Origin of the sequence: Paenibacillus solisilvae, from assembly GCF_042656405.1 — a bacterium.
Taxonomy (GTDB): Bacteria; Bacillota; Bacilli; order Paenibacillales; family Paenibacillaceae; genus Paenibacillus_Z; species Paenibacillus_Z solisilvae.
In genome coordinates this window covers 53,847-78,791 of record NZ_JBHSOW010000043.1, presented here as the reverse complement: position 1 = coordinate 78,791, position 24,945 = coordinate 53,847, and the positions used below count along the sequence as shown (strand labels likewise).

Annotated in this window: 24 protein-coding genes and 1 pseudogene; 4 read left to right on the top strand and 21 right to left on the bottom strand. The window is 50.5% G+C overall.

The features are described from left to right. Window positions 1–118: 118 nt before the first annotated feature. Window positions 119–1,288, top strand: a complete 1,170-nt coding sequence (locus ACFPYJ_RS12665) for an ROK family protein (RefSeq protein ID WP_379188510.1) — start codon at window positions 119–121, stop codon at window positions 1,286–1,288. A gap of 411 nt (window positions 1,289–1,699) precedes the next feature. On the opposite strand, the gene ACFPYJ_RS12660 is transcribed toward ACFPYJ_RS12665, so the two are convergent. The 5 genes and pseudogenes from ACFPYJ_RS12660 to ACFPYJ_RS12640 all read right to left on the bottom strand — a co-directional run bounded on the left by ACFPYJ_RS12660 (window position 1,700) and on the right by ACFPYJ_RS12640 (window position 4,128). Then, on the bottom strand, window positions 1,700–1,987 hold the full coding sequence (locus ACFPYJ_RS12660; RefSeq protein WP_379188509.1) for a DUF3986 family protein: 288 nt from the start codon (window positions 1,985–1,987) through the stop codon (window positions 1,700–1,702). 301 nt (window positions 1,988–2,288) lie between these two features. Further along, window positions 2,289–2,561, bottom strand: a complete 273-nt coding sequence (locus ACFPYJ_RS12655; protein ID WP_379188604.1) for an NAD(P)H-dependent oxidoreductase — start codon at window positions 2,559–2,561, stop codon at window positions 2,289–2,291. Continuing rightward, window positions 2,558–2,653 (bottom strand): winged helix-turn-helix transcriptional regulator, encoded by a 96-nt coding sequence (locus tag ACFPYJ_RS12650; RefSeq protein WP_379188508.1) that lies wholly within the window; start codon window positions 2,651–2,653, stop codon window positions 2,558–2,560. The genes ACFPYJ_RS12655 and ACFPYJ_RS12650 overlap by 4 nt, the downstream gene beginning before the upstream one ends. Window positions 2,654–2,681: 28 nt before the next feature. Further along, a pseudogene (locus ACFPYJ_RS12645) lies at window positions 2,682–2,777 on the bottom strand (winged helix-turn-helix transcriptional regulator); the annotation flags it as partial. Between the two features lie 247 nt (window positions 2,778–3,024). Then, window positions 3,025–4,128, bottom strand: coding sequence for a glycoside hydrolase family 172 protein (locus ACFPYJ_RS12640; protein WP_379188507.1), 1,104 nt, complete (start codon window positions 4,126–4,128; stop codon window positions 3,025–3,027). Window positions 4,129–4,249: 121 nt separating this feature from the next. On the opposite strand from ACFPYJ_RS12640, the gene ACFPYJ_RS12635 reads away from it, so the two are divergent. Continuing rightward, window positions 4,250–5,125: an AraC family transcriptional regulator gene (locus ACFPYJ_RS12635; RefSeq protein ID WP_379188506.1), complete on the top strand. Its 876-nt coding sequence runs from the start codon at window positions 4,250–4,252 to the stop codon at window positions 5,123–5,125. A gap of 40 nt (window positions 5,126–5,165) precedes the next feature. Here the strand turns inward: ACFPYJ_RS12635 and bioC are convergent, their stop codons facing one another. From bioC to ACFPYJ_RS12600, 7 genes are all read right to left on the bottom strand, one after another. Next, the gene (gene bioC, locus ACFPYJ_RS12630) at window positions 5,166–6,026 is read right to left on the bottom strand and encodes a malonyl-ACP O-methyltransferase BioC (protein ID WP_379188505.1); all 861 of its coding nucleotides are present in this window, start codon (window positions 6,024–6,026) and stop codon (window positions 5,166–5,168) included. After that, complete coding sequence (locus ACFPYJ_RS12625) at window positions 5,998–6,804, bottom strand: alpha/beta hydrolase (protein ID WP_379188504.1); 807 nt, start codon at window positions 6,802–6,804, stop codon at window positions 5,998–6,000. The genes bioC and ACFPYJ_RS12625 overlap by 29 nt, the downstream gene beginning before the upstream one ends. Continuing rightward, window positions 6,801–7,970, bottom strand: a complete 1,170-nt coding sequence (gene bioF / locus ACFPYJ_RS12620) for an 8-amino-7-oxononanoate synthase (protein ID WP_379188603.1) — start codon at window positions 7,968–7,970, stop codon at window positions 6,801–6,803. Before bioF ends, ACFPYJ_RS12625 begins: the two co-directional genes overlap by 4 nt. 24 nt (window positions 7,971–7,994) lie before the next feature. After that, entirely contained in the window at window positions 7,995–8,972 is a 978-nt protein-coding gene (gene bioB, locus ACFPYJ_RS12615; RefSeq protein WP_379188602.1) for a biotin synthase BioB, read from the bottom strand. A 43-nt stretch (window positions 8,973–9,015) separates the two neighbouring features. Next, window positions 9,016–9,747, bottom strand: coding sequence for a dethiobiotin synthase (bioD, locus tag ACFPYJ_RS12610; RefSeq protein WP_379188503.1), 732 nt, complete (start codon window positions 9,745–9,747; stop codon window positions 9,016–9,018). Further along, window positions 9,744–11,105, bottom strand: coding sequence for an adenosylmethionine--8-amino-7-oxononanoate transaminase (bioA, locus tag ACFPYJ_RS12605; RefSeq protein ID WP_379188502.1), 1,362 nt, complete (start codon window positions 11,103–11,105; stop codon window positions 9,744–9,746). The genes bioD and bioA overlap by 4 nt, the downstream gene beginning before the upstream one ends. Before the next feature lie 317 nt (window positions 11,106–11,422). Next, the gene (locus tag ACFPYJ_RS12600) at window positions 11,423–12,220 is read right to left on the bottom strand and encodes an aldo/keto reductase (protein ID WP_379188501.1); all 798 of its coding nucleotides are present in this window, start codon (window positions 12,218–12,220) and stop codon (window positions 11,423–11,425) included. Window positions 12,221–12,472: 252 nt separating this feature from the next. On the opposite strand from ACFPYJ_RS12600, the gene ACFPYJ_RS12595 reads away from it, so the two are divergent. Then, on the top strand, window positions 12,473–13,354 hold the full coding sequence (locus ACFPYJ_RS12595; protein WP_379188500.1) for a pentapeptide repeat-containing protein: 882 nt from the start codon (window positions 12,473–12,475) through the stop codon (window positions 13,352–13,354). A 237-nt stretch (window positions 13,355–13,591) separates the two neighbouring features. Here ACFPYJ_RS12595 and ACFPYJ_RS12590 read toward each other — a convergent pair whose 3' ends face one another. After that, complete coding sequence (locus tag ACFPYJ_RS12590) at window positions 13,592–13,786, bottom strand: hypothetical protein (RefSeq protein WP_379188499.1); 195 nt, start codon at window positions 13,784–13,786, stop codon at window positions 13,592–13,594. 66 nt (window positions 13,787–13,852) lie between these two features. Between ACFPYJ_RS12590 and ACFPYJ_RS12585 the strand changes: the two genes are divergently transcribed. After that, on the top strand, window positions 13,853–14,260 hold the full coding sequence (locus tag ACFPYJ_RS12585) for a MarR family winged helix-turn-helix transcriptional regulator (protein WP_379188498.1): 408 nt from the start codon (window positions 13,853–13,855) through the stop codon (window positions 14,258–14,260). A 116-nt stretch (window positions 14,261–14,376) separates the two neighbouring features. Here ACFPYJ_RS12585 and ACFPYJ_RS12580 read toward each other — a convergent pair whose 3' ends face one another. The 8 genes from ACFPYJ_RS12580 to ACFPYJ_RS12545 form a co-directional block, all read right to left on the bottom strand. After that, on the bottom strand, window positions 14,377–14,973 hold the full coding sequence (locus ACFPYJ_RS12580) for a YjgB family protein (protein WP_379188497.1): 597 nt from the start codon (window positions 14,971–14,973) through the stop codon (window positions 14,377–14,379). Window positions 14,974–15,301: 328 nt separating this feature from the next. Next, the gene (locus ACFPYJ_RS12575) at window positions 15,302–16,333 is read right to left on the bottom strand and encodes a LacI family DNA-binding transcriptional regulator (protein ID WP_379188496.1); all 1,032 of its coding nucleotides are present in this window, start codon (window positions 16,331–16,333) and stop codon (window positions 15,302–15,304) included. A 25-nt stretch (window positions 16,334–16,358) separates the two neighbouring features. Beyond that, window positions 16,359–18,518 carry a DUF4185 domain-containing protein gene (locus ACFPYJ_RS12570; RefSeq protein ID WP_379188495.1) on the bottom strand — a complete coding sequence of 720 codons (2,160 nt, stop codon included), beginning with the start codon at window positions 18,516–18,518 and terminating at the stop codon, window positions 16,359–16,361. Window positions 18,519–18,636: 118 nt separating this feature from the next. Further along, entirely contained in the window at window positions 18,637–19,722 is a 1,086-nt protein-coding gene (locus tag ACFPYJ_RS12565; protein WP_379188494.1) for a Gfo/Idh/MocA family protein, read from the bottom strand. Window positions 19,723–19,806: 84 nt separating this feature from the next. After that, the gene (locus ACFPYJ_RS12560; protein ID WP_379188493.1) at window positions 19,807–20,799 is read right to left on the bottom strand and encodes a zinc-dependent alcohol dehydrogenase family protein; all 993 of its coding nucleotides are present in this window, start codon (window positions 20,797–20,799) and stop codon (window positions 19,807–19,809) included. A gap of 103 nt (window positions 20,800–20,902) precedes the next feature. Beyond that, window positions 20,903–23,134 carry a DUF6259 domain-containing protein gene (locus ACFPYJ_RS12555; RefSeq protein WP_379188492.1) on the bottom strand — a complete coding sequence of 744 codons (2,232 nt, stop codon included), beginning with the start codon at window positions 23,132–23,134 and terminating at the stop codon, window positions 20,903–20,905. Window positions 23,135–23,187: 53 nt separating this feature from the next. Then, window positions 23,188–24,012, bottom strand: coding sequence for a carbohydrate ABC transporter permease (locus ACFPYJ_RS12550; RefSeq protein ID WP_379188491.1), 825 nt, complete (start codon window positions 24,010–24,012; stop codon window positions 23,188–23,190). Between the two features lie 25 nt (window positions 24,013–24,037). Next, window positions 24,038–24,925, bottom strand: coding sequence for a carbohydrate ABC transporter permease (locus ACFPYJ_RS12545; protein ID WP_379188490.1), 888 nt, complete (start codon window positions 24,923–24,925; stop codon window positions 24,038–24,040). Between the last annotated feature and the right edge of the window lie 20 nt (window positions 24,926–24,945).

Below are 24,945 nucleotides of genomic sequence, written 5' to 3'. Positions count from 1 at the left end.
AATGGTTGGCGGCTCGCAGTGAAGTAGGTTATAATAGCCTCAATTTAAGATCCAATTCATTTACCGGGATACATGGAGAAGAGCTGTGAACATACAATGGAGAAGCACTATTCCTTCAATGAAACAAATGATTTACGATCACATCGCGGACCGGGGGACTGTCTCGAAGGCGGAGCTGCTCGCGGCTTATTCACTCACAAGCAGCACGCTTACGCGCCTGCTTGATGAATCGGTGGCAGAGGGACTGCTTATTGTGTCCGGACTTGGCCCGTCCAGCGGCGGACGCCGCCCTCTTTTGTATGAAATCAATAACGACTACGGCTATTTCTTTGGGCTCGAGCTGTCTAGGCGCTACTCCGCGCTTGGTTTTTTCGATATGAATATGAATCCCAAATCGTTTACGCGCTGGCGCATGGACGAAACGATGACGCCGGAGCAGCTTGTACGCCACGCGGCGACCAATATCCGCTCCATCCTCAACGATCATCGCCTCGATGCACGGCAGGTTCTCGGCATTGGCGTCGGCGCGGTCGGGCCGCTCGACCGTACTTCCGGCACGATTTTGAAGCCGCTTAATTTCCCCGCCAGGGGCTGGTCGGACGTTCCGATTTGCGCCATGCTGACGGAGAAAACCAGCCTCCCGGCGATGCTCGAAAACGGTGCGAACGCTGCGCTGATCGGCGAACAGTGGTCGCTGCGAGGCATGAATGTCCAACATATGCTGTACGTTCATGCCGGTGTCGGCCTTCGATCCGCTATGATGTCGCATGGCCAGATTGTGCACGGCTCGGTTGACATGGAAGGCTCCATTGGCCAGATGGTCATTCAGACCGACGGCATCCGGCTGCAGGATTACGGCAATTACGGGGCGCTGGAAGCGTATGTTTCTGTGCAGGCGCTGGAGAAGAAGGCGCGGTCAGACGCCAAACTGGGACGCGGCGACCTGATGCGGATCGGCCATGTGACAGAAGACGCAATCAGCTATGATACCCTTCTTCAAGCGCTGGGACAAGGCAGTGACTATGCCGAGGAGCTCTTCATCCAGGCTGCCCATTATTTTGGCATCGGCCTCGCCAATCTGATCAACATGTTCCATCCGGAGAAAATCATTATCGGCGGCGCACTTATCAGCGCCTTTGAGCCGTTCTATCAGACAGCGATCCGGATCGCTCGAAAAAATACGTATTACGATCCGGTATACCAGCCGGATTTCTCCAAAGGTGAGCTGCGCGAGGATGCCGTCGCAACCGGCGCTGCACTGGCCATGCGCAAAGCTCTTACATTTTGACGGTAAGTCTGTCAGCTCCCTCTAAAACTCGACTTCTCGAAATAATAAAGAGCATTATCGGGTAATATTGCGCATCTATACTGGATTATTACAGCTATTTCGGGCTTTAGATGTTCAAATGAGCGCTATACTGGATAAATCCAGTTATAACTGACTAATTGTGCTCAATAAGGCTCATTTGGGGCGATTTAACTGTATGGAATGCAGTATAGAAGCCCCTTATTCGGAGGGAACCCTTTTTAACTGTATGAATTCCAGTATAGGCCTAGGTGTAGCAGGATTCTTAGGCTCTTTTGCCGCGGATAGGAAGGAAGAATTGATGATGGCGGGGTTGCCCTTCCTTCATTATGTACCTTCACATCACTCAGCAAGAATCAATGATTGAGATTGAAATATTTGAATATCTAATGATCATTGATGATCGATGCAGTCAGAATCATTGCTAGTAGGTTCTAAAAAAGGCAGCAAGACACTTTTTACCCAATTTACAAACTTATTCTCGGCATCTTCATAATCAGCTGCTTTGAATAACAGAACTCCAAATTCATTATTAATCTCACAGCTTGAATCGAATAATAGTCGAATATCTTCCTCGTCCAAATCATTGAAAAACACGTCCCAGCCTCCATCCTCATTCTGAAAGCCGGTAGCTTCTATACAATAATTATCTTCATAATAACCGATATGAAAGTGTCCCACTGCAGATAATCCTCCCTGAATTTTCTCCTGAAATACAGCGCTACTGACTCAGTATACCACTAACTCCAACATTTCTTGATAAACGTATTGAAACCCGGGCAACCAACTTTAAAATGATGCTCACAAACGACCCAAAAAAGCAAACGCCATGAGCGCTTGCTTGCAAATCGCAGCCCTTGTCAGAAAAGCTGTGATGTATGATTCTGTTCGTTAGTTTCCAACATCATTCTTTCCAATTGCCTCATTACGCATGAATCCAGGCGTTCCGGAAGTCTGGTTAAGCCTTACCCGGCTATCCAGGTTAATTGGAATACTCTTTCCGCCTTGCATAGGCTGCATCCAGAATTTTCCCTTGAGCGTTGTCAATATGCCAGACGTAATCCGATTTGCTCTGTTCCAGCTGTTCATCTGTGACGTTGCCAACATCGCTGAGCGAGAACGGCGGCAAGTAGGATGCGTTCACGAAATTCGCCATTCCCTCAATAGGGCGCAGATATTCGCGCAGCGTAAACCGGTTTGAGCCGTCAGGCTGATAAGTCTCAGCTGCTCCATATGTGGAAACCGCGGCGCCTATTGCCTATTCGGAGGTACGGAGGGATATACATGTCTGACAATCAGCTTGGCCTCCTCCAGCTTCCGCAATTGCTCGGTCAGCAATCTTGTCATTAATACCGGGAATTCGTTTCTTCAGCTCACCGTATCTTTGCTTTCCTTCAAGCAGCTTGTGAAGAATCAACGGTTTCCATTGGCCTGCAATCAAGTATACGGCTACCTCTGTGGGACATTGCATACTTCTGCCGTTGATTTCATACTCCGTCTTTGAAGCTGCCATCCAGACACTTCCCTTCTGCGAGCTGGAACAATCCGATCCAGCTTATCTCTGCTTAGTAAATATTCGCAGCCCTGCTCCTGTAAATCTAATCTGCGGGTCAAGGCAGAATCCGGGAATTCCTTGCTGCTTCAAAAACAGAAAAACGCCCCGTTTCCGCTGTGGAAAGGGACGTTCTTCATCTATCGCCGCATTCGAATGAATGGTCTTACCTTGGCCATCTCCGGTTAGCCGAGAGCAGCGCAGGGAACGGTTCGTGCGGCTCCATCTGATACCAATAGGCTACAGAGGAGATGTCATCTGAGCGTTCGAACAGCTTGGTGTGGTCATGTCCGATTTGCTGAATCGTTACCCGCAGGTCGCTTTCGAAACGGATCGGATCAGGCAGATGCCAGCGGTACATCCCGTGCATCGGTACATTATGGCCATACCAGGCATCGATTTCGGTCGTTTCCTTGTAAAACTTATAGCCCAAATAAGGCGTGGAATACGATTCCGGTTCATTCGTCTTCATATTGTTGAAGCACCATGCGCCTCCTACGTAATCCTCCGTACCGGTTCCGCATATAGTCGGCCAATCCTGGTCGCCATCCATAAAGAACTTGATCTCGCCTTCACCCCACCAGTTTCGCTCTAGTGCAGCCCATGCGAGGTACGTGCCGATATACTGCCCCGCACCTTTGACATTGTCCAGAATGGTGTAGTCTTTGCCGATTTCGGTAACGCTTTCACGGCGCCATTGTGCGTGGAAGTAAGCTGCATTCTCCGGCAGCTGATCAACAAGCGTATAATTGAACGTATAGAAAAATCCTTCGATATTTGCGGCATGCTGGTTCTCGATCGTGATCTTCGCCGACTGCCGGAACGGCATTGGTATATAACAGTTCATGCCCCCCGTCGGTACGACGGAGATCGGAAGCGAATTCACATTGGTTCGTACACCAAAGCCATTGCAGAAAAAATCGCCGAGCGGAACTTCGACCGATGGGGTCTCTTCATCATCCCAGTACATGCGGAGAACAAGATCGCGGAGAACGTATTGTGCCGCATGCCCTCTACCCGTTTTATCGGCGACGGTGATCCAGAAATGCTGGATGACACCGGTTCCTTGAATATGGGCAAGCGTGACCTCTTCGCCCTGATTAAGCGTAATGGCAGGTCTTCCTTTACGTCCAACGCCCAAGTTGCTCGATTCTTTGCCGCCTTGTCCCTTTTCACCGTTCGGATTTTCTGCCGAAATTGACCGGGTCCGTGCTTTCGTGACGAGCGGAGCGGTGGATAAGTCGAATCCTAGTCCGTGTTGCTGCAGCATTATTCCATCACCTCGTGTACCATATGTTGTGTATTTACGAACCTATTATATAATGAAAGTTACGAGGAATCATTAGCTTTTATTGTTCAATTGTTTATCAATTATTGCTGAGGTGAATAGAATGATGATTGAAAATCTGTCGCCTTTTATCCGGGTGGCAATGGATAGTGTGCTGGAAGCTTCATGGAAGATAGACGAGCGGGTCATTTGGGATTATGAATTGCTGTACCTGATGGAAGGCCAGCTTGTAGTGACCGTGGAGGACGAGGAATACAACGGGAAGGCAGGTGACTATTTCTTCTTTAAACCGGGGCAAAGACACTCGATTCAAATTATTGGAGGGGCACGGATCCGCCAGCCGCATGTTCATTTCGATCTGTATGTTCAGCCGGACAGCGAGGAAATCGGCGTATCCTTTAAACCTCTCAGCCAGATGAACGCGAAGGAACGGGGATGGATTAGGGAGAACGAGCTGTCCACCCAGCCTTTTTTCATACCCAATCACTTTCGACCGGTGGACCCTCTTTCAATAGAGCAAGCTTTATTCGAGCTGATTCGGGAATTCGAAACAAAGCCTCCCTTTTATGAGCTCCGCATCAAAGGCTGCCTGCTCACGATATTGTCCCAAATCATGAGAGAGCAATACTGGGGAAGCAAGATGAAAAGCGATGGACATATGGAGATGCTTTCGAAGGTTCGGACCTATATCGATTACAACGTGCACCGCAGCATTAAGCTGGGCGAGCTGTCTGAACGGTTCCACATCAGCAAGTTTTATTTGATTCATCTATTCAAGAACATGTACCAGATGACGCCGATTCAATATCACCAGCAGCTCCGGATGGAGAAAGCCAAAATCATGATCCAATATACGTACTTGCCCCTGCAGGACATCGCTGAACAGCTCGGCTATTCGAACATCCATGCATTCAGCCGCGCATTTAAAGCCAATGAGGGCTGCAGCCCTTCCGAATACCGCAGTTATTCGGCTCAATAAAGTGCCGCAAGCAGCAAGCAGCCAAGGAATTGGACTTCATCTACCCATCTGCCGATGCTTGGATCAGCAGCAAATCATAACTCGCAGCGACGCCGCCCTCTATCCTGAACTTAGCCTCATATTCCTTATACATGTCGGAGAACAGGCGCCGCGGGCTCAGTCCGCGCATAGAGGAAGCTTCTGTCGTGCTGGCTCCCACCGCTTTTACCGAATGAAGAAAATCCCTTGCTGATTGATACGTCTCCGTTTGAATCGAACGCTCCAATTGAATGCTTGAGAATCCGGATTCCTTGAGCAAATGCTTCCACTGAGCTGTCGCCAGGAACGACAGTCCGTGACGCTGCGGCTTCATTCCACTGGCCCGGTATGCTTCATTAAATGCCTCATGCAGCTCATAAAACGTATGCGGTCCAAATGTCGAGAACGCCAGCAGGCCTCCCGTGCGAAGCAGCCGCCGCAGGTGGCAGAGCGTCTGCCCCGGATTACTCAGCCATTGAAAGCAAGCATTGGAAACGATGAGATCATACGAGGCTGACGGAACATCAGCCGCCCACAATTCAACATCAGCAGCTAGAAAACGTAAACGGTCATGCAGACTGCTGCAAGATTCTATAGGGTTGGCTGTACTGGATGTAACCCGTTGTTCAGCCGCTTTGATCATTTCGGGCGCAATGTCAAGAGCAGTTATCGAAGCGCGTAACCAATCACCCGCCAAAATTTCGGTCAACGTTCCCGTACCGCAGCCGATCTCAAGAATGTCAGCCCCTTCTGTATCGTCCTTCCTCACCCTCCCCTTAAGAGATTTTGCAAGCCGGTCTGCCATGCCGCGCTGCACATGGGCATGATTGTCATACGCCCCTGCAGAGCTGCGGTTAAATTGATGCCGAATCCTGCTGCTCATGCCACCATCTCCTCATTTTGTCAGCTATGAAAGCCTCTCTTTCCATAAAAGGCGCATGACCGCAGCCGGGCATTGAAAGTAACGATGCTTGCGGCAAACGGGCTGCAAGCTCTGAAGCAGCGCCGTAAGGACAAATCTTATCCGCCGTTCCGTGGATGAGAAGAACCGGACAAAGGATTTCCGGAAGTTGAGGCACACAATCCTCGCTCCGCAAAATTTGTAGACCGGCAATGAGTGCGGGGGTTGTCCAGCTTCCTTCCTGCGGAAGGCTTTTGCCTTGCCCAGCCTCCCATTCCTCTTCCGTAAGCATATTTTGCCGGAATTTTGCTTCTACTCCCAGCCGGTCTTTCATGATTCCGGTAATCATCTGTCTAACGAATGCATCTGCCCAGCCGAGGTCCGACTCTTCTTTTGCACGGGTAAATCGGGCTGTTGCCGCAAACAAAACCAAGCCATCCGCATAACCTTTCCCGGCTAATTTCAGCGCCAGCAAGCCGCCAAGCGACCAGCCTCCGATCAGCAGAGGGCTGTCAATGGCTCTTGCCCTGCTGCTCGGGCCATTCGAAGACCGTACATGTACTGCCGCCGTCTCAATCAGGATCAGCATTTCCTCTGGAGAATCGGCAGCACTGTAATCAACGGAATGATGATGGAAATCAGGCAGCAGCGCCTGCAGCCTATTGAAGACCGTATCCGGGATGCTCCAGCCGGTCAGCCATAAGATAGTACCGGTTATCTCTTGATGCGTGTTCCCTGCCTGAATCTCTGAGGCGATCATGAACTCACCACCCCAAGCTGATGTCCGATGATTCGGATATGTGCAGCTGCTTCGGTGAGCTCCTTTTCCGAATGGGCGGCTGACAATGAGAAACGGATTCTCGCAGTGCCGGCCGGGACAGTTGGCGGACGAATCGCCACTGATGCAATACCAACTTCTTCAAGAGCACTGCTGAAGCGTAAGGCCAGCTCATTATCGCCGACAATCAGAGGGACAATCGGAGAGCCGCCGTCACCGGTTATAAATCCAGCAGAGCGAAGTGAATCCCGAAATAGCCTGCTTCCCGCATCAAGTTTTTCCCGGCGCCAATGATCGGCTTGTACCAAAGCTAACGCCTTTGATATACCGGCTACGATTGAAGAAGGCAGCGCGGTCGAATAGATGAGCGGCCTTGCCTTGTTAACCAGCCACCGGATGAGTGTGCGGCTGCCGCAGATATAAGCGCCGTAGATACCGAACGATTTACTGAACGTTCCCATATGAATATCCACATCATCCTGAATCCCAAGCTCATGGCACAAACCTTCGCCGCGTTTCCCGTATACTCCTCCGCTGTGCGCTTCATCCACCATCAGCATTGCTCCATATTCGCGTTTGAGCAAAGCGAGCTCACGCAAGGGCGCCTGATCCCCGTCCATGGAGAAGACGGCGTCTGTTACGATCAGCTTTCGCCGCTTATCCCGGTGCTTATTCAACAAAGACCTTAGATGTTCCATATCGTTATGACGGTACCTTGCATGATCCGCGCGGCTTAATACAATGCCATCCACGATGCTGGCATGATTCAATTGATCGCTGAAAACAACATCCCCTCTGCTCACTAAGGCACTAATCGCGCCAATATTAGCCATATATCCATTCGCAACAACGAGCGATGCTTCGCAGTTTTGCCAAGCGGCTAATGCTGCTTCCAGCGGGGCATAAGGCTGCCGGTTGCCTGTCACCAGGCGCGAAGCACCGGAGCCGGCACCTTCGGATTGCAGCGTTCTGTGCATGATGTCAATAATGGCTGGATGCTGGGCGAGTCCCAGGTAATCATTAGAAGACAGGTTGAGCAGCATTTGATCTCCGCGCACTGTATAGCCAGGAGATCCGAAGACCGGGCTGCTGACGCGTAAGGAGCGTTCCAATGAGGCGCCGGCCAATAATTCAAGTTCCTTGTCCATCCAGTTCACTCTGATTGCACCGCCTTAAAGGGCATTTAATTCAATCTCAAAGCCCAGATCCTCAATCATTTGATGATCAGCCGAAATCTCTTGTCCTGCTGTCGTCAAATAATCACCCACAAATAGTGAATTAACTGCGTACAGCGATAAAGGCTGCAGTGTGCGGAGGTTGACCTCTCGCCCGCCCGCCGCACGGATTTCCTTAGAGGGACAGATGAAACGGAACAATGCCAGCACCTTCAATGCTTTCATCGACGAAGTGCGTCCTGCATGTTCGAGAGGAGTTCCGGGAATCGCATTCAAAAAATTGATCGGTATCGAATCTGCATCAAGTTCGCGAAGAGCAAAAGCCATTTCAACAATTTCCTGATTGGTCTCGCCCATGCCGATAATGACACCGGAACAGGGGGACATACCGTGTTTCTTAACTTCTTCCACGGTTTCAACACGCTGATCATAGGTATGGGTCGTCGTAATGGAAGGGTAATTTGCTTTGCTCGTGTTGAGGTTGTGATTGTAACGGTGTACACCGGCTTCAGCAAGACGCCCGGCTTGATCGTCCTTCAGAATGCCTAGGCAAGCGCAGATTTTGAGCGGCATGGTTTCACGGATTTCTCTAACCGCGTCTACCACTTGATCAAGCTCCTTGTCAGTCGGACCTTTCCCGGCTGCTACGATGCAATAGGTTCCAGCCTTGCGTGCCATCGCTTCGCGAGCGCCGGCAAGCAGCGTATCTTTATCAAGCAGGGTATACTTTTTGACCGGCGCCGTTGAAACGATGGATTGCGAGCAGTAGCCGCAGTCCTCGGGGCAAAGACCGCTTTTGGCATTAATGATCATGTTCAGCTTTACTTTCTTGCCGTAATAATGTTTTCTCACGATGAATGCAGCATGCAGGAGCGGAAGCACCTCATCATTGCCGGTTTCAAGCACAGTAAGACCTTCCTCTAACGTTAAGCACTCTCCGTTCAGCGCTTTTTGGGCAAACGTCTGCCAGTCCATATTCGTTAGTCTTGTATTCATCTCAATCTTCCTCCCAAATAGTTTAAACTGCCAATGCCTGCCTGATCGGTGCGAGTTGTATGTTTTTTCGCAGAGTATGTATCAGCGTTTCTAAATTGATTTCCTCATTCAGAGAGGGAAACCGGCCAAGGCACTTAAGGCCGCTGTATCGTTCAATGAGTTCCGCATTTGAATGCGTGCTCGGATCGTTACGCTGCTCACTCGATGCGCCGTCGTTCATAATGAAACCTACAACCGGAATGCCGCGCTGCTGCAGGAATGCTGCAGTCAGAAGCGTGTGGTTGATCGTGCCCAGGCAGGACCTTGCTACAATCAGAGCAGGTATCCGAAGCTCCGAGATCAGGTCCGCCACCAGCGCGTCATCGGTAAGAGGAACAGCGGCGCCGCCTGCGCCTTCGACAAGCAGCAGCTCGTATCGTTTGATAAGCGGTAAGCCAGCGGCGACCAGCTCTTGCAAAGAAAGGGTCTCACCTGCATGCTTGGCTGCAAGCAGCGGCGCAAGCGGAGCTTCATACGAAAATGGAGCTACCGCTTCAGGCTGTTCATCAATACCTGTGTACTGCAGCAGCCGTTCAGCATCGGTAGCTCCGCTGCCAGGAACTGCGCCGGACTGAATCGGCTTCCAGACACCGGCATTCCGTCCTTCGGCGCGAAGCGCAGCGGCAATAGCTGCCGTCACGACTGTCTTGCCGACTTCCGTGTCCGTTCCGGTAATAAATAATCCGCGTATCGGTGCAGCATTCAATGGAGTCATGTAACGGCACCGCCTTCGGTGACGCTGATAATCGATTCCGACAAAATAGCTGTCATAGCATCCAGCTCAGCTTGACTGCTTGCAAGCGGGGGGATGAAGACGATCACATTGCCCAGCGGTCTCGTCAGCATGCCGAGTTCCCTTGCCCGCAGACTCGTGCGGACGCCGATTCGTTCTGCCCAATCATACGGTGCGCGCGAATCCTTATCTTGGACAAGCTCGATGCCAACCATTAATCCCTTTTGCCGGATTTCTCCAACATGCGGGCGATCCTTAAGAGCTGCAAGCTTCTGCTCCACAAATGACGCCTTTGTTCTTACTCCTTCCACTATATTCCGATCTTCAAACAGCTTCAGGTTAGCCAAAGCTGCGGCACAACCAAGGGGATTGCCTGTGAAAGAATGGCCGTGGAAAAATGTTTTCTGCTCTTGGTAATCGCCATAAAACGCACTGTACACTTCATCAGTCGCAAGGGTCGCTGCCAGGGGCAAATAACCGCCGGTAAGCCCTTTCCCGATAACCATCAAATCAGGTGATACATCTTCAAGATCGCAGGCGAACATTGCGCCCGTCCGGCCGAACCCGGTTGCCACCTCATCGGCGATAAGCAGCACGCCATGTTTACGGCATAACGCGGCCATCTCGCTTAAACAGCCCTGCGGCATGACAATGATGCCGCTCGCCCCTTGCACAATCGGCTCTACAATGAGTGCGGCAATCTCATCCGCCCGCGTCTCAAGTAAATTCCGCAGTGCCGCCAGCGTGTCTTCCAATGCCTTCATCTCCCCGCCTTCATGGCGATAGGCATAAGGATATGGAATGATGTGCGAAGGAAATAACATGGGACGGAATACGTCATGATACAGAGGGATGGCTCCGACACTTACCGCGCCGATTGTATCTCCGTGGTAAGCTTGATTCATCGTGATAAACGAAGTTTTACCCCGTACTCCCTGGTTATGCCAGTATTGAAACGCCATTTTGATCGCGATCTCGACACCGGTTGCTCCTGAATCAGAGTAGAACACTTTGTTTAAACCTTTCGGCGAAATACCTGCCAATTTCTCAGCAAGTTCGATTGCCGGTACATTGGCCATACCGAGAAGGGTGGAATGGGCGACGAGCTTTAATTGTTCTGTGATTGCCTGATTTAGCTCCGGCACATGGTGTCCGTGAACGTTAAGCCAGACGGAGGAGAAGCCATCGTAATAAGCCCGCCCATGAACGTCATACAGCATGATGCCTTCGCCCCGTTCAATAATGAGAGGGTCTGAGTGAACGTAGTCTTTCATTTGAGTAAAAGGATGCCATACATGATTTTTATTCAGGGCGGCAAGCCGTTCATAGTCCGATGTCACAAATAATCACCATCCGTTAATTGATTAATTGTTAACCAAAATAATTATTACTGGTTAACAATTCAATGCGGTCATTCTAGCAGATCGAAACGCCATCTGTAAAGAGAATTCAATCGATTAAATTGAAACGATTGCCAGACCACCTCCAATCCAGGCGCTTATCGGCGGTTGAAAAGCTAGCTGCCGGATAGAGAACGTCGGTATCAAGGCATTGATAAAACGGGGTGAACGAACATCAAAAAACCCTTCTGCAAAGTTCACAGAAGGGTCAATTTCTAGACCGTCATTGTATTCGGATTCAAACTGACCCGTCCTCATTAACCGATTCTAGCTGTCCAATTGTCGATAATCGTTCGCTCTTTCTCGTTAAGCGGACCTCGCCCGGCAGCCTGGAGGTTGGCATGTATCCAATCCTTGGCTCGCATAGAGACAATAACGTGATCAATCAGCGGCTGCTGCGTGACCCACCTAAGCAGAAGATCTGCCGCCATGCTTTTCTGCTCACCCAGCTCATCCAGCTTCCAGCCGCGGATGAAGGGAGAAAGTGCAATCGTCGTCATTCCATAATCCCTGGCATAAGTGAACATCTCTGCTGCTTCAAGGCGAAACGCATTATAGGGTGCCAGTACATGAGTAACTGGATGATCGTCAGGCAACAGCTGGAGATGTTTCAGCTGCGCCATTCCTAAACCAACCTTCTTCACCTTCCCTTCACTCATCCATTGTTTTGCTAGCGAGAGCTCCTGCTTGAGCTTCACAGAGTCGTCATGAGCGTGAATGACCAGAATATCTATGGAATCTGTCTGAAGTTCTTCCAGCATCTGCCTGATATGAGCAGATTCGAAAGGTGTAAAGGGGACCAGTTCGTTTTCTTTTCCAGGCTCCTTGAAGAAATTCCAGGCCATAACCCGGGCTTCCTCCCGCCTTCCGATCGCAGTGAAGATCTGTCCAAGCGCAGCCCGTTCTTGGTAGTAAGTGGTATCAATCAAATGAATGCTTTCGTTCAGACATGTGCGAACAATCTCACATTGCTCCTCGAATGTCGCAAGCGGATCGTTACCCAGTTCAGCGATAAAGGTATGTCCTCCAAGTCCAAGCTTCGAATGAATTGGCATTACCCTGGCTCACTCCTTCATGAGAAATTGATTTCAGGGACCAGGAACCCCAAATATTGGTCCTGCAGCAGATCATCCCATCCCTGAATGCGGTTCTCAGCTGCAGCGAGGATTGACGGGGGAAATATTCAGTACTAGTATATAAGAATTGAGAAAAATATCAAATTTTTTTCATAGAATAACATCCCTTTAACCTCCCATCGCCTTGCTAATAGATTGGACTATTCAAGTACTACGGAAGGAGGACACGCATTGACTGAGAAACAAGGATATTCAGATGCTCGTCCGGACAGGAACCGCCTTGATCTGCGAGCAGACTGCGAGAACTGTTTCGGCTTGTGCTGCGCGGCGCTGCCCTTCGCAGCCTCGGTAGATTTCGCAATGGACAAAAACGCCGGCCAGCCCTGCAGCAACCTGCAATCAGACTTCCGCTGCGGCGTACACACGAACCTAAGGGAGCTGGGCTTTCGGGGTTGTACGGTTTACGACTGCTTCGGTGCGGGGCAAAAGGTTTCTCATGTCACTTTTGGCGGACAGGACTGGCGGCAGCACCCAGAATCCGCGAAGCAAATGTTTGAGGTATTCCCCGTCATGTGGCATCTTCATGAACTGCTCTGGTATCTGAGCGAAGCACTGACGCTGCAGCCGGCCCGTTCGATCCACGGCGAGCTCAGCAACGCATTCGAGGAGACGATACGCCTCACTGGTCTTAGCCCAGACTCACTCATGAAATTGGACGTGGCAGCTCACCGGGTCGAGGTCAACGTTCTTCTCCTGCGGACCAGTGAACTCGTGCGGGCTGAAGTCAGCCGCCAGAAGCAGGACTCCTCTGGACGTAAGAAGAAGAACTACGGCCGTGGAGCCGATCTCATCGGTGCCAATCTTAGAGGCAATGACCTCAGGGGCGCTAACTTAAGGGGAGCCTACCTTATTGCCGCTGACCTCAGTGGGGCTAATCTTAGAGGGGCTGATCTCATCGGGGCTGATTTCCGGGACGCTGACCTCTGCGGTGCCGATCTCACCGGCAGTATCTTTCTCACCCAGGCCCAGCTCAACGCAGCAAAGGGCGATGACAACACCAAATTTCCGCAGTCCCTGACTCGCCCTGCACATTGGTCCACACGTCGTGCATAAGGTACTTTCTTCTCCGTTTATATTATCATTTTAACTGGCCCGAAGTTAAAGGCTGCTGTCAGTTTAGGACTGGCAGCAGCCTTATCTCTATAAATCGAAAGCCGATTTTCCGAAATTCATACGATGAGCTTTTCTTCACGCGAGTTATCAGCATCCTCGATTCCCTGTATAATAACATAGTTAACATTACGTGTTTCTGCCTTATTGATCAACTCTACACTTGAACCGCTTGGGTGTTTATTTGGGTTTATTGTCTTTCTTTTTCAACTTGGGAAATATGAACAGAGGCGGTACCCCTACCCATTCATAATACTCAGTCAAACCGTATAACTCAGCCAAGCTGTAAACGACTAGAAACGGTAAAAGACCAATCGCAAAAATAGCAAAAAATAATCCGAAGGAAATCGATTTCACAATCTCGCTTGCCCTCATAACACTCATCTCCAAATCTGAATTTATATCTCATTACGATATAAATATGCAAAGGAGCCTGTATAAATGCCAAATCAAAGCTTACCAAAAGCAGTTTATGAGCAGTTGGCGGATTTTAGATATAAGCTGCGAATATTTATTCACTTCAGTGAAAATGCCGCCAGAGAGGTGGGCCTGACACCGCAGCAGCATCAACTGATTCTTGCCGTTCAAGGCTATCCGGGACGCGATTACGCAACCATCTCCGAAGTGGCCGAAAAGCTGCAGATCACTCACCATGCTTGTGTAGGCCTTGTAACCCGCTGCGAAAAATCCGCTCTAGTCAAGCGCCGCCCCAATCCAGCTGATGCACGAAGCGTTCATATTGCTTTAACGGATAAAGGCATCGAGCTATTAGGGCGTTTATCGGCCGTGCATCTCATGCAGCTTCAAAACCTCCAATTTGATCTGACTTCTGTCGAAGATATCCTTTAATCGGCAGACAGCGTTTCAGTTATCTATGCTGTAATCTTCATAAATACTGAGGTTCACAATAACAAAAAAGGCTGCTCAAGAATCAAATTGACCCTTGAATAGCCCTCATACATTTATTAATCAGCTTTTGGCGAGTAGACATTGATGTGGTCGATATGAACGGCTTTGCCTTTAACTGGAGTCTTGGGTCCCACAAATTTAAGTTGACGATCACCGGCGCTGTACAGGTAAATTTTATCGGTTCCAATGAATCTTATCTCTTTGGGCATGCCAAGCGCCGTGATGACAGAAGTAAAGGTTAATGATTTAATGCCAACCGTTGGATCGATAGCTTGACCGAAATTGCGAAGATCGTACACCACTCCTTTTTTATTGACACCAACCGCGTATGCGCCCGCCCCCATTCCGAAATTGTAAAACTCGTAGCCGTTGCCGGATGAAGTTGGGTCGCCCCATTTTTTATGAATCTCACTAATCAGCGTTTTCCCGGATACAAAAGTGCTCCCCGGTACTTTTCCTTGTTTAGCAAGCGCCAAGATACTCTTCACGTATGCCGTAGTGCTGTTCTTCACTGCTGCTGTTGCGGCAGTTTCAGTCTTTACGCCAACAGCGGCGCTAACCGGTGAAACAGTTGCCAATGCACCGAGTGAAATCATTGCCGCCAAGCTTACTTTAGACCATTTGCGGAGAGCTTTGTTCTTTATATGCAGCATAAATGGAACACCTCATTTTTTATATTTTTTATATTTTTTATTTCTGAATTCATCATATAGCATCCTGCTAATTAAAAAGTTACAAAAGGGTAAAACTATTGTATCGAACTTATAACGTTGAAATTCACACACAAAAAACAACTATTATCTGTGAATATATAAAATAAACGGACATTCAGTATTTTTTTACCAATAATTATAATTTTTTTGGGATAGTTACCCTGTAAACTTAATACCATGCAGCAGCACTTTCTTATGAATCAAAATGAGGAGCAAGCCTCTGCACGGCCTGCTCCTCTTGGATCCATACTTGATTTATTTAGCTCTGTTAATGAGTGATCTGATCCTTGACTTCGGCACTCGATTGTCTGACGACCAGCTCCGGCATAATTTTCACTGCCTTCTCGCTCACTTCCCTCCCGTGAAGCCTGTCCATTAGCATCTGCGCGGCCCGACTTCCGATCTCCTCCTGCATAAGCGAAACCGAAGTAAGCTTGGGGTGCACCCGTGAAGAAATGTCAAGGTTATCCATGCCGACTACAGCCATATCATGCGGAATGGACAAGCCGGCTTCCTCGCAAGCATGCATAACGCCGATTGCCATCAAATCATTTGCCGCTACAATCGCCTGCGGCCGCGACTTCTGCATAATCAGCTTTCTGGCGGCCAAATATCCGCCGTTTTCCGTATAATCGGATTCTGCGATAAGCGTATCCTCAAGAGGCAATCCAGCCTCCTGCAGGGCTTCGCGGTAACCGCTGTACCTTTGATAGCCGGTCTGCTCGCCCAGGCAGCCGCCTATGAATCCAATGCGCTTCATCCCTTGCCTGATTAAATGCTCGGTTCCTTGTTTAATCCCTGTGAACGTATCCACGTATACATAGTCGAAGCGGTCTCCCCCTCCGGGCGATTCATATTGATTCGTCAGAACGACCGGTGCAGGCAATCTGTTGATCGCCCCAATATTTTCCTCGCAAAAGTGGAAAGATACCATGATCATGCCATCCGCCACACGTTCCTTTACATTCTGAATCGCCTTCAATTCCTCTGACAGCCGGTGCTTTGTATAGAACAGAATGAGCAGATAGCCATATTCTTCCGCAACTTGGTTGATTCCGTTTATCATATCGAAGTAAAACGGATTGCAGATGTCGGGAGCGGCAAATATGATTTTATTCGTTTTTCGGGTTTTCAGCATCTTCGCGGCATGATCGGGCGCATAATTCAATGATTTAGCCGCCTCCATAATTTTTGCTTTCGTTTGAATGCCGCAGTAGCCTCTGCCTGAAATCGCTCTCGACACGGTTGATGGCGATACGCCGACCTGCTCAGCGATTTGATATATCGTGTTCTTGTTCATGCGGATCGCCTGCCTCTTGAGCATATTAGTTCAATTCAACTGTATTCGATACGGGCTTCAGATCATTCAAGGAGTCCGCAATGAAGACCTTCATTGTATATCCGGAATTATTGCCCGGCAGCTTAAAGCCGCCGGTAAATGTCTCTTCAGCGCCAGAAACAAGCAGCTTCGTTATGCCTGATATATTTTCAAGCTCGCCTTTTTTGTTATACAAAGCTGCAACGAGGGTAACGGTCTTTGCCGCTCCCGTATTGTTTCTCACATTTGCGCTCGCGGTGACGAAGCCTTTTTTCGGCAGCTTCGTGATCGCTCCGCCGTCCGTATCTTTGAAGAGAACGCTGCTGACGGTATACGCGGCTCCTGTGACTTGGACCGTTCTCGTGACGGGTACGGCTGCATTACCGTCTGAGTCAGACACTTTATAAGTCAGCGTATAGGTACCGACGATCCCTGTATTAACACTACCCTCTACGATGATTTTGTGGGACAGATCGCCATCTCGCCCATCGGCTGCCGCTGCTCCCGCATCCGTGAATGATGCGCCAAGCGGCAATTCAACTTCTGCATCTCCTAATAACGTGATGACGGGCGGGTTCGTATCTACCGGCAGCAGCATATAATCGTCAATCTGAACCCAAGTGTCTCCGCTTGCATGCATGCCCGTAAATATCTTCACTTCCGAGTTGCTGCCGGAATTGAAGCGCACATTCAATTTCGTATAATTGTCATATCTTTCAAACTTCGTTTCCTTCAGAATATTCCCGGCAGCGCCCCTCACACCGAAATAGCCGGCGTTATTGTTCTGCGAGGTTTTAACGAAGCCTGTAAGGCTGTATTCCGTATTCGCTTCGACGGGCACAGTTTGCGTGATTGCATTCCAGCCGGTTGTATTCCTCAGCCACACATTGCTGCTTCCCGCCCTTGACAGCATTCCGTGGTCAACCCCGCCTTTTCCTTCCTCAAGTGTCCATGGAGCGGAGATCGTCTCCGCGGCTTGCTTCTCGAAGGAAGGGTCCGCAACGAGATTATGCAGAGGTGTTCCAATGTCCAGCTTCGCGCGCATCAGAAACACATTATACGGACCCCATTCCGACATCAGGAAATATAAATCGTTGCCGCTGTTGGTCCAAGGGTGAATAAAGCCGCCGTATAAACCAGGGAATTCCGCACCCGTTACGATTTCGGATTCATCGGACCAGCCGCTTGTCAAACTCGAAGAGCTCCTCATGACGATCGCATAACGGTTTTCGTTCAAGTAGGTCATTATCCACTTATCGTAATAAGAATTATATACAACCGACAATTCGCTGACCGGAGCGTCAACGACCGCTGCGGCTGCCGCTTCGTTATTGACTGACCAGCCCGAGCCGTTCCAATACTCATAATGGTCCTTGTGAAGCATGTCCGCTTCCGCCACTCTAGCCAAATAAGCGCTGTCAAACCTGCCGGCAGGCGTCCCGAACATATAGATATAGCCGCCATCCTTCACGTAAGCCGCTTGTGCGAATTTGCTTGATCCGTCCCATTTAACGCCCGACTTCGTCCAATGCTGCCCTTCGTCGTCCGAATACGCGATTTCCGAGAAATTCGTATTCCAACGGCCGTTAGCTCCCCAATTTTTAATTTGCATATAATGAATATAATGTCTTGCGCCTGCCGTTATTCCAGCCGTAGGAATCGCAGTGAAATCGCCGCTTCCGGAAGTGTTGTGGGCGGAGCTGATAATCTCCTTGGCATAGCCGGCTTTATTCTCATCCATAATCATCGATGTGAAGGTAAGTCCGTCCGAGAGCTCCGCATCTTCCGAAACCGCGAGCAAATTGCTTCTCCAGCCCTCTGCGCTGCCTCCACCGCCGAATCCGCCCCAGCCATTGTCATAGGAATCGCCGAATGCGACCATTACTTTTTTGTGGCTGGAGTCCGTAGTTGCATCCCACATGATGCCAAGATCAGTTGCCGCCAGTGCATAGTTCGCCCGGGTCTGATTCGGATTAGGCACCGTTTCTCCCTCGCGCGAAGCACCCGTTACTCTTGCAATCTTCACGGCTTTGCTTGCTGTCAGCTCGAACGCCGACGAGTCGGAGTTCTGCGGTAATCCTTCGGCAAAAGAAGGCAATGCCATTGAAACCATCAGCGCCGCTGCCAGCATGGATGTGCCGATTGCTTTCCTGTTGATTCGTATCACTATATTCATCCTCCTTATCTTATCAGTGCGAATAGCGGCTGCTCCCCATGCGTCTCGCCGGTTGGGCGATGAATAGGCATTGATCATGCGGCATCGCCCCGTCTCCCCTTCGCGTAAACTATCCATTCAACAATGCAACCGTGCCCGGAGGCGTATTCCGGTACCCCTCGAACAGCTTAACGATTTCCAAAGCATCCGCGAGCGAGCCCTTCTCCGGAGGCGTTCCGCTTAGAACGCATTCGCAGAAGTAAACGACCTCGGGAACATAGCCCAAATAGAAAATATTTTTGTTGTACAGCTGGCCCAGCGAGAACTCCGGCTCCCAAACGAGCGGCGCTTCCTCATCGGGAACGAGAAAGGATGCCGACCTGCCGTACGCAGGACGTTCAGCTTTGCGGTAATAAGTAACCTTGACCCCATTATCGACAACGACATTCTCGCCTTCTCCGACAACCTCCAGCCTCTCGAGAGGTCCGCTGCCGGAAATACCCGCCGCCATATGCAGGGTGCCTACCGCCCCAGACCGGAATTTCATGGACGTCACGCTGCCGCCGTTGAACGGCTCGCGTTCATACGAGAAGTGCTCAATCGGCCCCATCAAGTAATGGATGATCGATGCGGGATGGAAGAGATGGTCAAGCAGCCATTTCACCCGCCGCAGATCGGTCCGGTCCGATAACTCGGGCAGATCCTGCGGATAACGGATATAGATGGACGAAGGGCGGCCGAAGGACGGCGACGCCGTAATTTGCTTGGCTTTCCCGATTGCGGGGAAAAAAATCTTTTTCATTCCCGTCATCACATAACGTCCGCTTCTTTTACTAGCCTCCGCAAGTTCCTGCACTTCCGCAACGCTGGATGCGGTCGGTTTCTCCATCCAAACATGCACCCCCAGAGAGAGCGCATCAAGCGCGAGGTCCGTCGCCTGCACTCTGCCGTCCGGATGATACGCCGTTACGATGAACACGATGTCCGGCTGCTCCGTTTTCAGCATCTCCATATGGTCGGTGTAAAATCTTGGCGCCCCGAACTGTCCGGCATAAGCCGCCGCCCTGTCTCCGTTCATATCGCATACGGCAAGCAGTTCCACAGGAGCATATTGAAAAGTCGGATATACGTTGCGGTACGAATGTCCGCCCGCACCGATGAAACACGCTTTCAGCTTCTTGTCATATTCGAAATTGTAAGTCACGTTTGAATTCATGTCTGAATCTCCTTTGAAGGGCCGCAGCCCGTCTGTTCGACCAGCAATCCATAGTCATAACCATCCTGGAAGCTCAGCTACGCGTTAAAGCTTGATCTGAATCTTCAACAGCTCTGCATCTTTCGGCTTCGACAAAAACTCGGCGGCTTCTTCCAGCGAGATGACCTTAGAGACGAGCGGTTCCAGCAAGATTCTGCCTTCCTTCACCCATTCGAATGCAGGAATAAACGTATAGTTGATAGCCATTGACCCGATCAGCGTCCAATCTTTATGGTAGAGATCAAATGGGCTGATACGGATTTGAGCATGTTTGGGCGTTACCCCGAACTGCAAATAGGTCGCCGTCTTGCCAAGGTAAGAGAAGGCATCCTCGATCACGGCCGGAATACCCGTCGCGTCGACGACAACATCGAATGATTGCCCGGCCAGACGTGATTTATCCCGTACGTTAACCGTCTCGGTGGCGCCCATCGATAGCGCCAGCGCAAGCTTGCTCTCCGACACATCCACAACAGTAAGGCGGGAAGCGCCCGATCTGGATAAGGTCTGCACCAGCTGCTGGCCCATCGCTCCCGCACCGAACAGCAGGACCGAATTGCCGGCCTTAAGCTGAAGCCGGTTCATCGCATGCACCACGCAGGCGATCGGTTCGATGAATGCCGCCGTCTCGAAGGACATGGAATCGGGGATCCGAACGACATTCCTCGCCGGCACCGCTACGAATTCAGCCATACTTCCATTCACCGTGTTGCCGAGCGCCCCCCAGTTTTCGCATTGGTTGCCGCGGTTCGTTAAGCAATAGACGCATTGTCCGCAGAACAGGGAAGGATCGGCGGTTACCCGCTCGCCAATTCGGAGCCCTTCCACCCCTTCCCCCAGTTCATGAATGGTTCCCGAGAACTCATGACCCGGTATGATCGGATAAGGGGAAAGAAATTCGCCTTCATAGATATGAAAATCCGTACCGCAAATGCCGACCCGTTCGACTTTGATTACCACTTCGCCTGGCCGGGGATTCGGATATGGAACTTCCCGGATTGCCGCATGATGCGGACTTTCGATGACTAACGCTTTCATCCTTGTTCACCTCTTGTTTAGTTTTTTTCATGGTACGCTGCTCGAATTGGTATGAAATTGTTCTGTCATTCACCCCCTTTCCTCTTTCGTTTCCACAGACGCTTTACGAAAACTCGAGCAGAATGACGCTTCTTTGGGGAATATCAAACGCAATCTCTCCAGCTTCATCAAGCGAAATATCGAAGCATCCAGCAGCCGCAGTACCTGCCTGTAAAACATGTCTTTTACAGACTGTGGCGCTCAATCCGAGCTTCTCCGGGCCGACATCGATGGTTACCTTCCGGCATTCCCCGCTGACATTAGCAAAAAACAACCCGACACTCTCATCCTTATAACGCCAGGCAGCATGAACGACCGAGTCGACGGTCAGTTCGCCGGAATCGTTATACTCCTTTGTTTCCTTGCCATGGTTATAATGAAACCAATTCATTCGGAGTTTGCCGCATTCAAAATCAAGCGGATGCAGCATTCGCCCGTAAGCCAAATATTTGCTGCCGATGCCTGTGCGCAGTTCGGCGAACATGGCCAAATAACGGGCCCGGTCCGCTGAAAACTTATAGCCGCGCGGCTCAAACGGATAATAATGCTCATCCGGCGGATTTTCGGTACCGTCATCGAGCGCTTCAAGCGGGCTGTATTCGTAATTCAATTCATAGAGGCCGCCCCATAAGTAGGTTCGCGCGACGGTGAAATAATAGAGGGTTCCGATTTCTTCGACCAGCTTGCCCCAGCCGTCCATTCTTAAAGCGCCGTATTCATGATAAACATATGTGAACATCGGGATTAATTCCGCATCTCCCGTCTTGAGAAGCCCTCGCAGCAAGTAACCTTCCAAAGGCGCGGCAGGCTGGGCGCCGGCGCGTGCCTGATAATAATCAAGAACGTCCAGATACAGCTCGTTCATCATCTCTGTGCCCATCGGCACGTACTTTCCGGCTTCCTTGATCATTGCTTCCTTGGTTCGGATGTAGTTGTCCTTATAGGCATCGGCGATTTCCCTCCCGGCACCCACGGGATGGCCGTGCGAATCATCCAGGCAAACCTTCAAAATGTTATTGGCGGAGATGTCATAATAAATAGAGTCCACCTGATCGCTCCGCTGAAGCGTCTCATCCCGCCTTATATGCAAGTCCTGCGTATAGGAATGAGCCGGGCAAATAAACGGGAAACGATAGCCGTCGATGCTCTTTTTGTGCTCGGGAAAACGCTGCGCCGCCTCTTTCCCCCGATTCCCGTCGGCACCATCGAAATGGAACAGGTAATCGAATTCGAAGGGGGCGAACTTGTCGCCGTAATCTCTCATGCAGTCGATGTTGTCCCGGTTGAACCGCGTCGGGAACCAGTCGTCAAACCCGCCGGGAACCCCTTTGTAAAAGGTTTGGGGTGCATTCGTCCAGTCCGGTCCGAGAATATGGAACATTGGCGTACGGATATATTCGTGATACTTGTGCAGCCATTTCGTACGATCGGAGCCTGCGTTGATGCCGAATGTAGCGACGCCTATTTCCTCATGAAGCCAGCGGCAGGCTTCTTCCTCAGCCCTCTCCGTCAGCTTTCCTTTGGCGCACCAGTCCTGCCGCTCCGCCCAGCTTCGATAAAGATCCGCCGCTTCGTACCAATCCTTGCCCTCAAGCGGCCGTACAATGACGGAATAGGGAATTTGCAATCCTTTGCCGGGACCAATATCTTCACAGCCATGAATGAAGGACGCCTCCAGCAGTCCGCCGCGGTTCTTGTAGAAGTTCAGCCATTTGGCATACCCTTCCCCGTCCAGCGCAGCAAAGTACAGTCCGCCCCGGCCCATGCCATAGTAGCTGAAAAACTGCATCGACGCGCCGGAGAAGCTTTCCGGATAAGGCATGAAGCGCAGCCCCGGACCTTCATGCTCAAAATTTGCCATCGGATTGCGAACCTTGAAGCCCGTCGCGAAGCTGTGCGCCACATAGTCGTCTTTACCTTCGTCCGTTATCGTCCGCAGATCCGGAATGATCGGATATTCCAGACTGATCATACCCGCCCCAGGCTCATTGTCCGCTTCACAGCTGAATTCGATTTCGTCCTTGCCCGCCGCAACGGTTATCCGGGCATTCACCTTTACACCGTTTATCGCCATCCACGTAAGTTCCGCTTCCTGTTTATCCGCCGTACTGCTCTTCTTGCAGGAAAAATTCAGAAATGCGCCGCTCGTTTCCCTGTCCGTTTCCAGTCGGAACGAATCGCCGCCGGTTCCGGCGGCGATATACTCCATCCCGCTCCTCTCGTCCCGTATGCTCCGGATCGAACCGTCGGTTTCGCTGATGCCGACCCGAATTACGCCATTTGTCAATTCAATCATGCGTCAGAGGCCTCCTCTCAATGAAAATTTCTTGTGCAAACTTTGAGCAGCTGTCACTTCAACCCCGATATTTTGATACCCTGGATGAGATACTTCTGGAAGATGAGGAACAGGAGAATCGTCGGGATGGCCGCCAGCGTAGAACCCGCCATCAGCAGCCCCATCTCCGTGGACCGTTCGGAACGGAACGTTGCCAAGTACTGCGCGATTTGAAACAGTTCCGGGTTTGTGATGGTCATCGTCGGCCATACGAAGGAGTTCCAATAGCCTAAATACGCACCGACCCCGACAATAACGAATACCGGAAAGGACATAGGCATGAAGACATGCAGGAAAATTTTGATCCGGTTCGCCCCGTCGATCAATGCGGCTTCTTCCAGGGCGATCGGAATATTCAGATAATACTGCCGGATAAAGAACATGCCGCCGGCTGATGCCACCCCTGGCAGAATGAGAACGGCCATCGTATCGAGCATGTTCAATTTCGTTACCACGATGAAAGAAGTCAGCATGATGGCCATTCCCGGAATAAACATCGTCGTGATGACATACAGCCACATGATTCGCTTGAAGCGGAATTCGAGCCTTGCGAACACATACGCAGCCATCGAGTTGACAATCAGGCTGAGAACGGTAAACACAATGGCGCCGATAAACGTAACCGCCATCGAGCGGGTGAATGTGATGTCCTTCAAAATATCCGCGTAATTCTCAACCAGCCACTTATCCGGAAAAAACTTGAACGGCGTCGAAAGCACTTCGGTCTTCCCCTTGAAGCCGGCGATCGTCATCCATAGGAGAGGAAACAACGCCGTCAGGGCCACAAGAAAACCGATTACGCTCAATACTGTTTTCATCACTTGATCTTTCGTTTTCATTGCGATATCCTCCCTTTGCTTCTTGTTAGCCGTCCACCGCTTTTTCCGAGTTTAATATTCTGAAAATAATGGCCGAAATCGTGCCAAGCACGACGAAGAGCAGCAGTGCGCCGGCGATGGAGTTTCCGACCATGACGTCATTTCGGAAATGATTGTAAAGATACAGGTTTGGCGTCGCCGTCTCATCGAGCGGACCGCCGCCCGTCATGACCAATGAAAGCTCAAACTGCGAGATGGCGCCCGTGAAACCGGTCACTAGAAGAAACAGTGAAATGTTACGCATCAGAGGGATGGTTATATATCTCATTTTGGCAGCAGTTCCTGCGCCCTCCAGCTCGGCCGCTTCATAATAGCTTTCCGGAATATCGTTCAATCCGGCCAGCATCATCAGCGTGGTAAGACCGAACCCGAGCCAAACTGCAGGTATCGCGATGCTAGGGAGCGCTGTCTTCACGTCGGCAAGCCATGCCTGCTGTTCTATGCCGAACAATCCGACGATATAATTAGCCAATCCGGCGTCATAATCGAAAATAAACACGAAAATAATAGAGGCGACAACACCCGAAATGATGGTCGGAATGTAAATAGCCGTCTTGACGAATCCGGAAAATACGGAGCCCAGCCCTTTGATCACATGCGCGAAGAGGAACGCCAGAATCAATCCGGCAGGAACAACCATCAGCGCAAATTTGATACCGACCCATACGGATTTAATAAACAGCGCATCGGTCATGACATTATAGAAGTTGCGGAACCCGACATAAGCGGAGTCCTGATAGAAGCTCCAGTCATAGAAGCTGACGCGGATTGCGTAAACAAAGGGAATGACTACGAAAATGGTCAGCAGCACCACGATCGGCGCCAGCATTGAATAGGCGGTCATGTTATCGTAGCGGTAATTTTTTTTCATCATTCGTGCGATTCACCACCGTC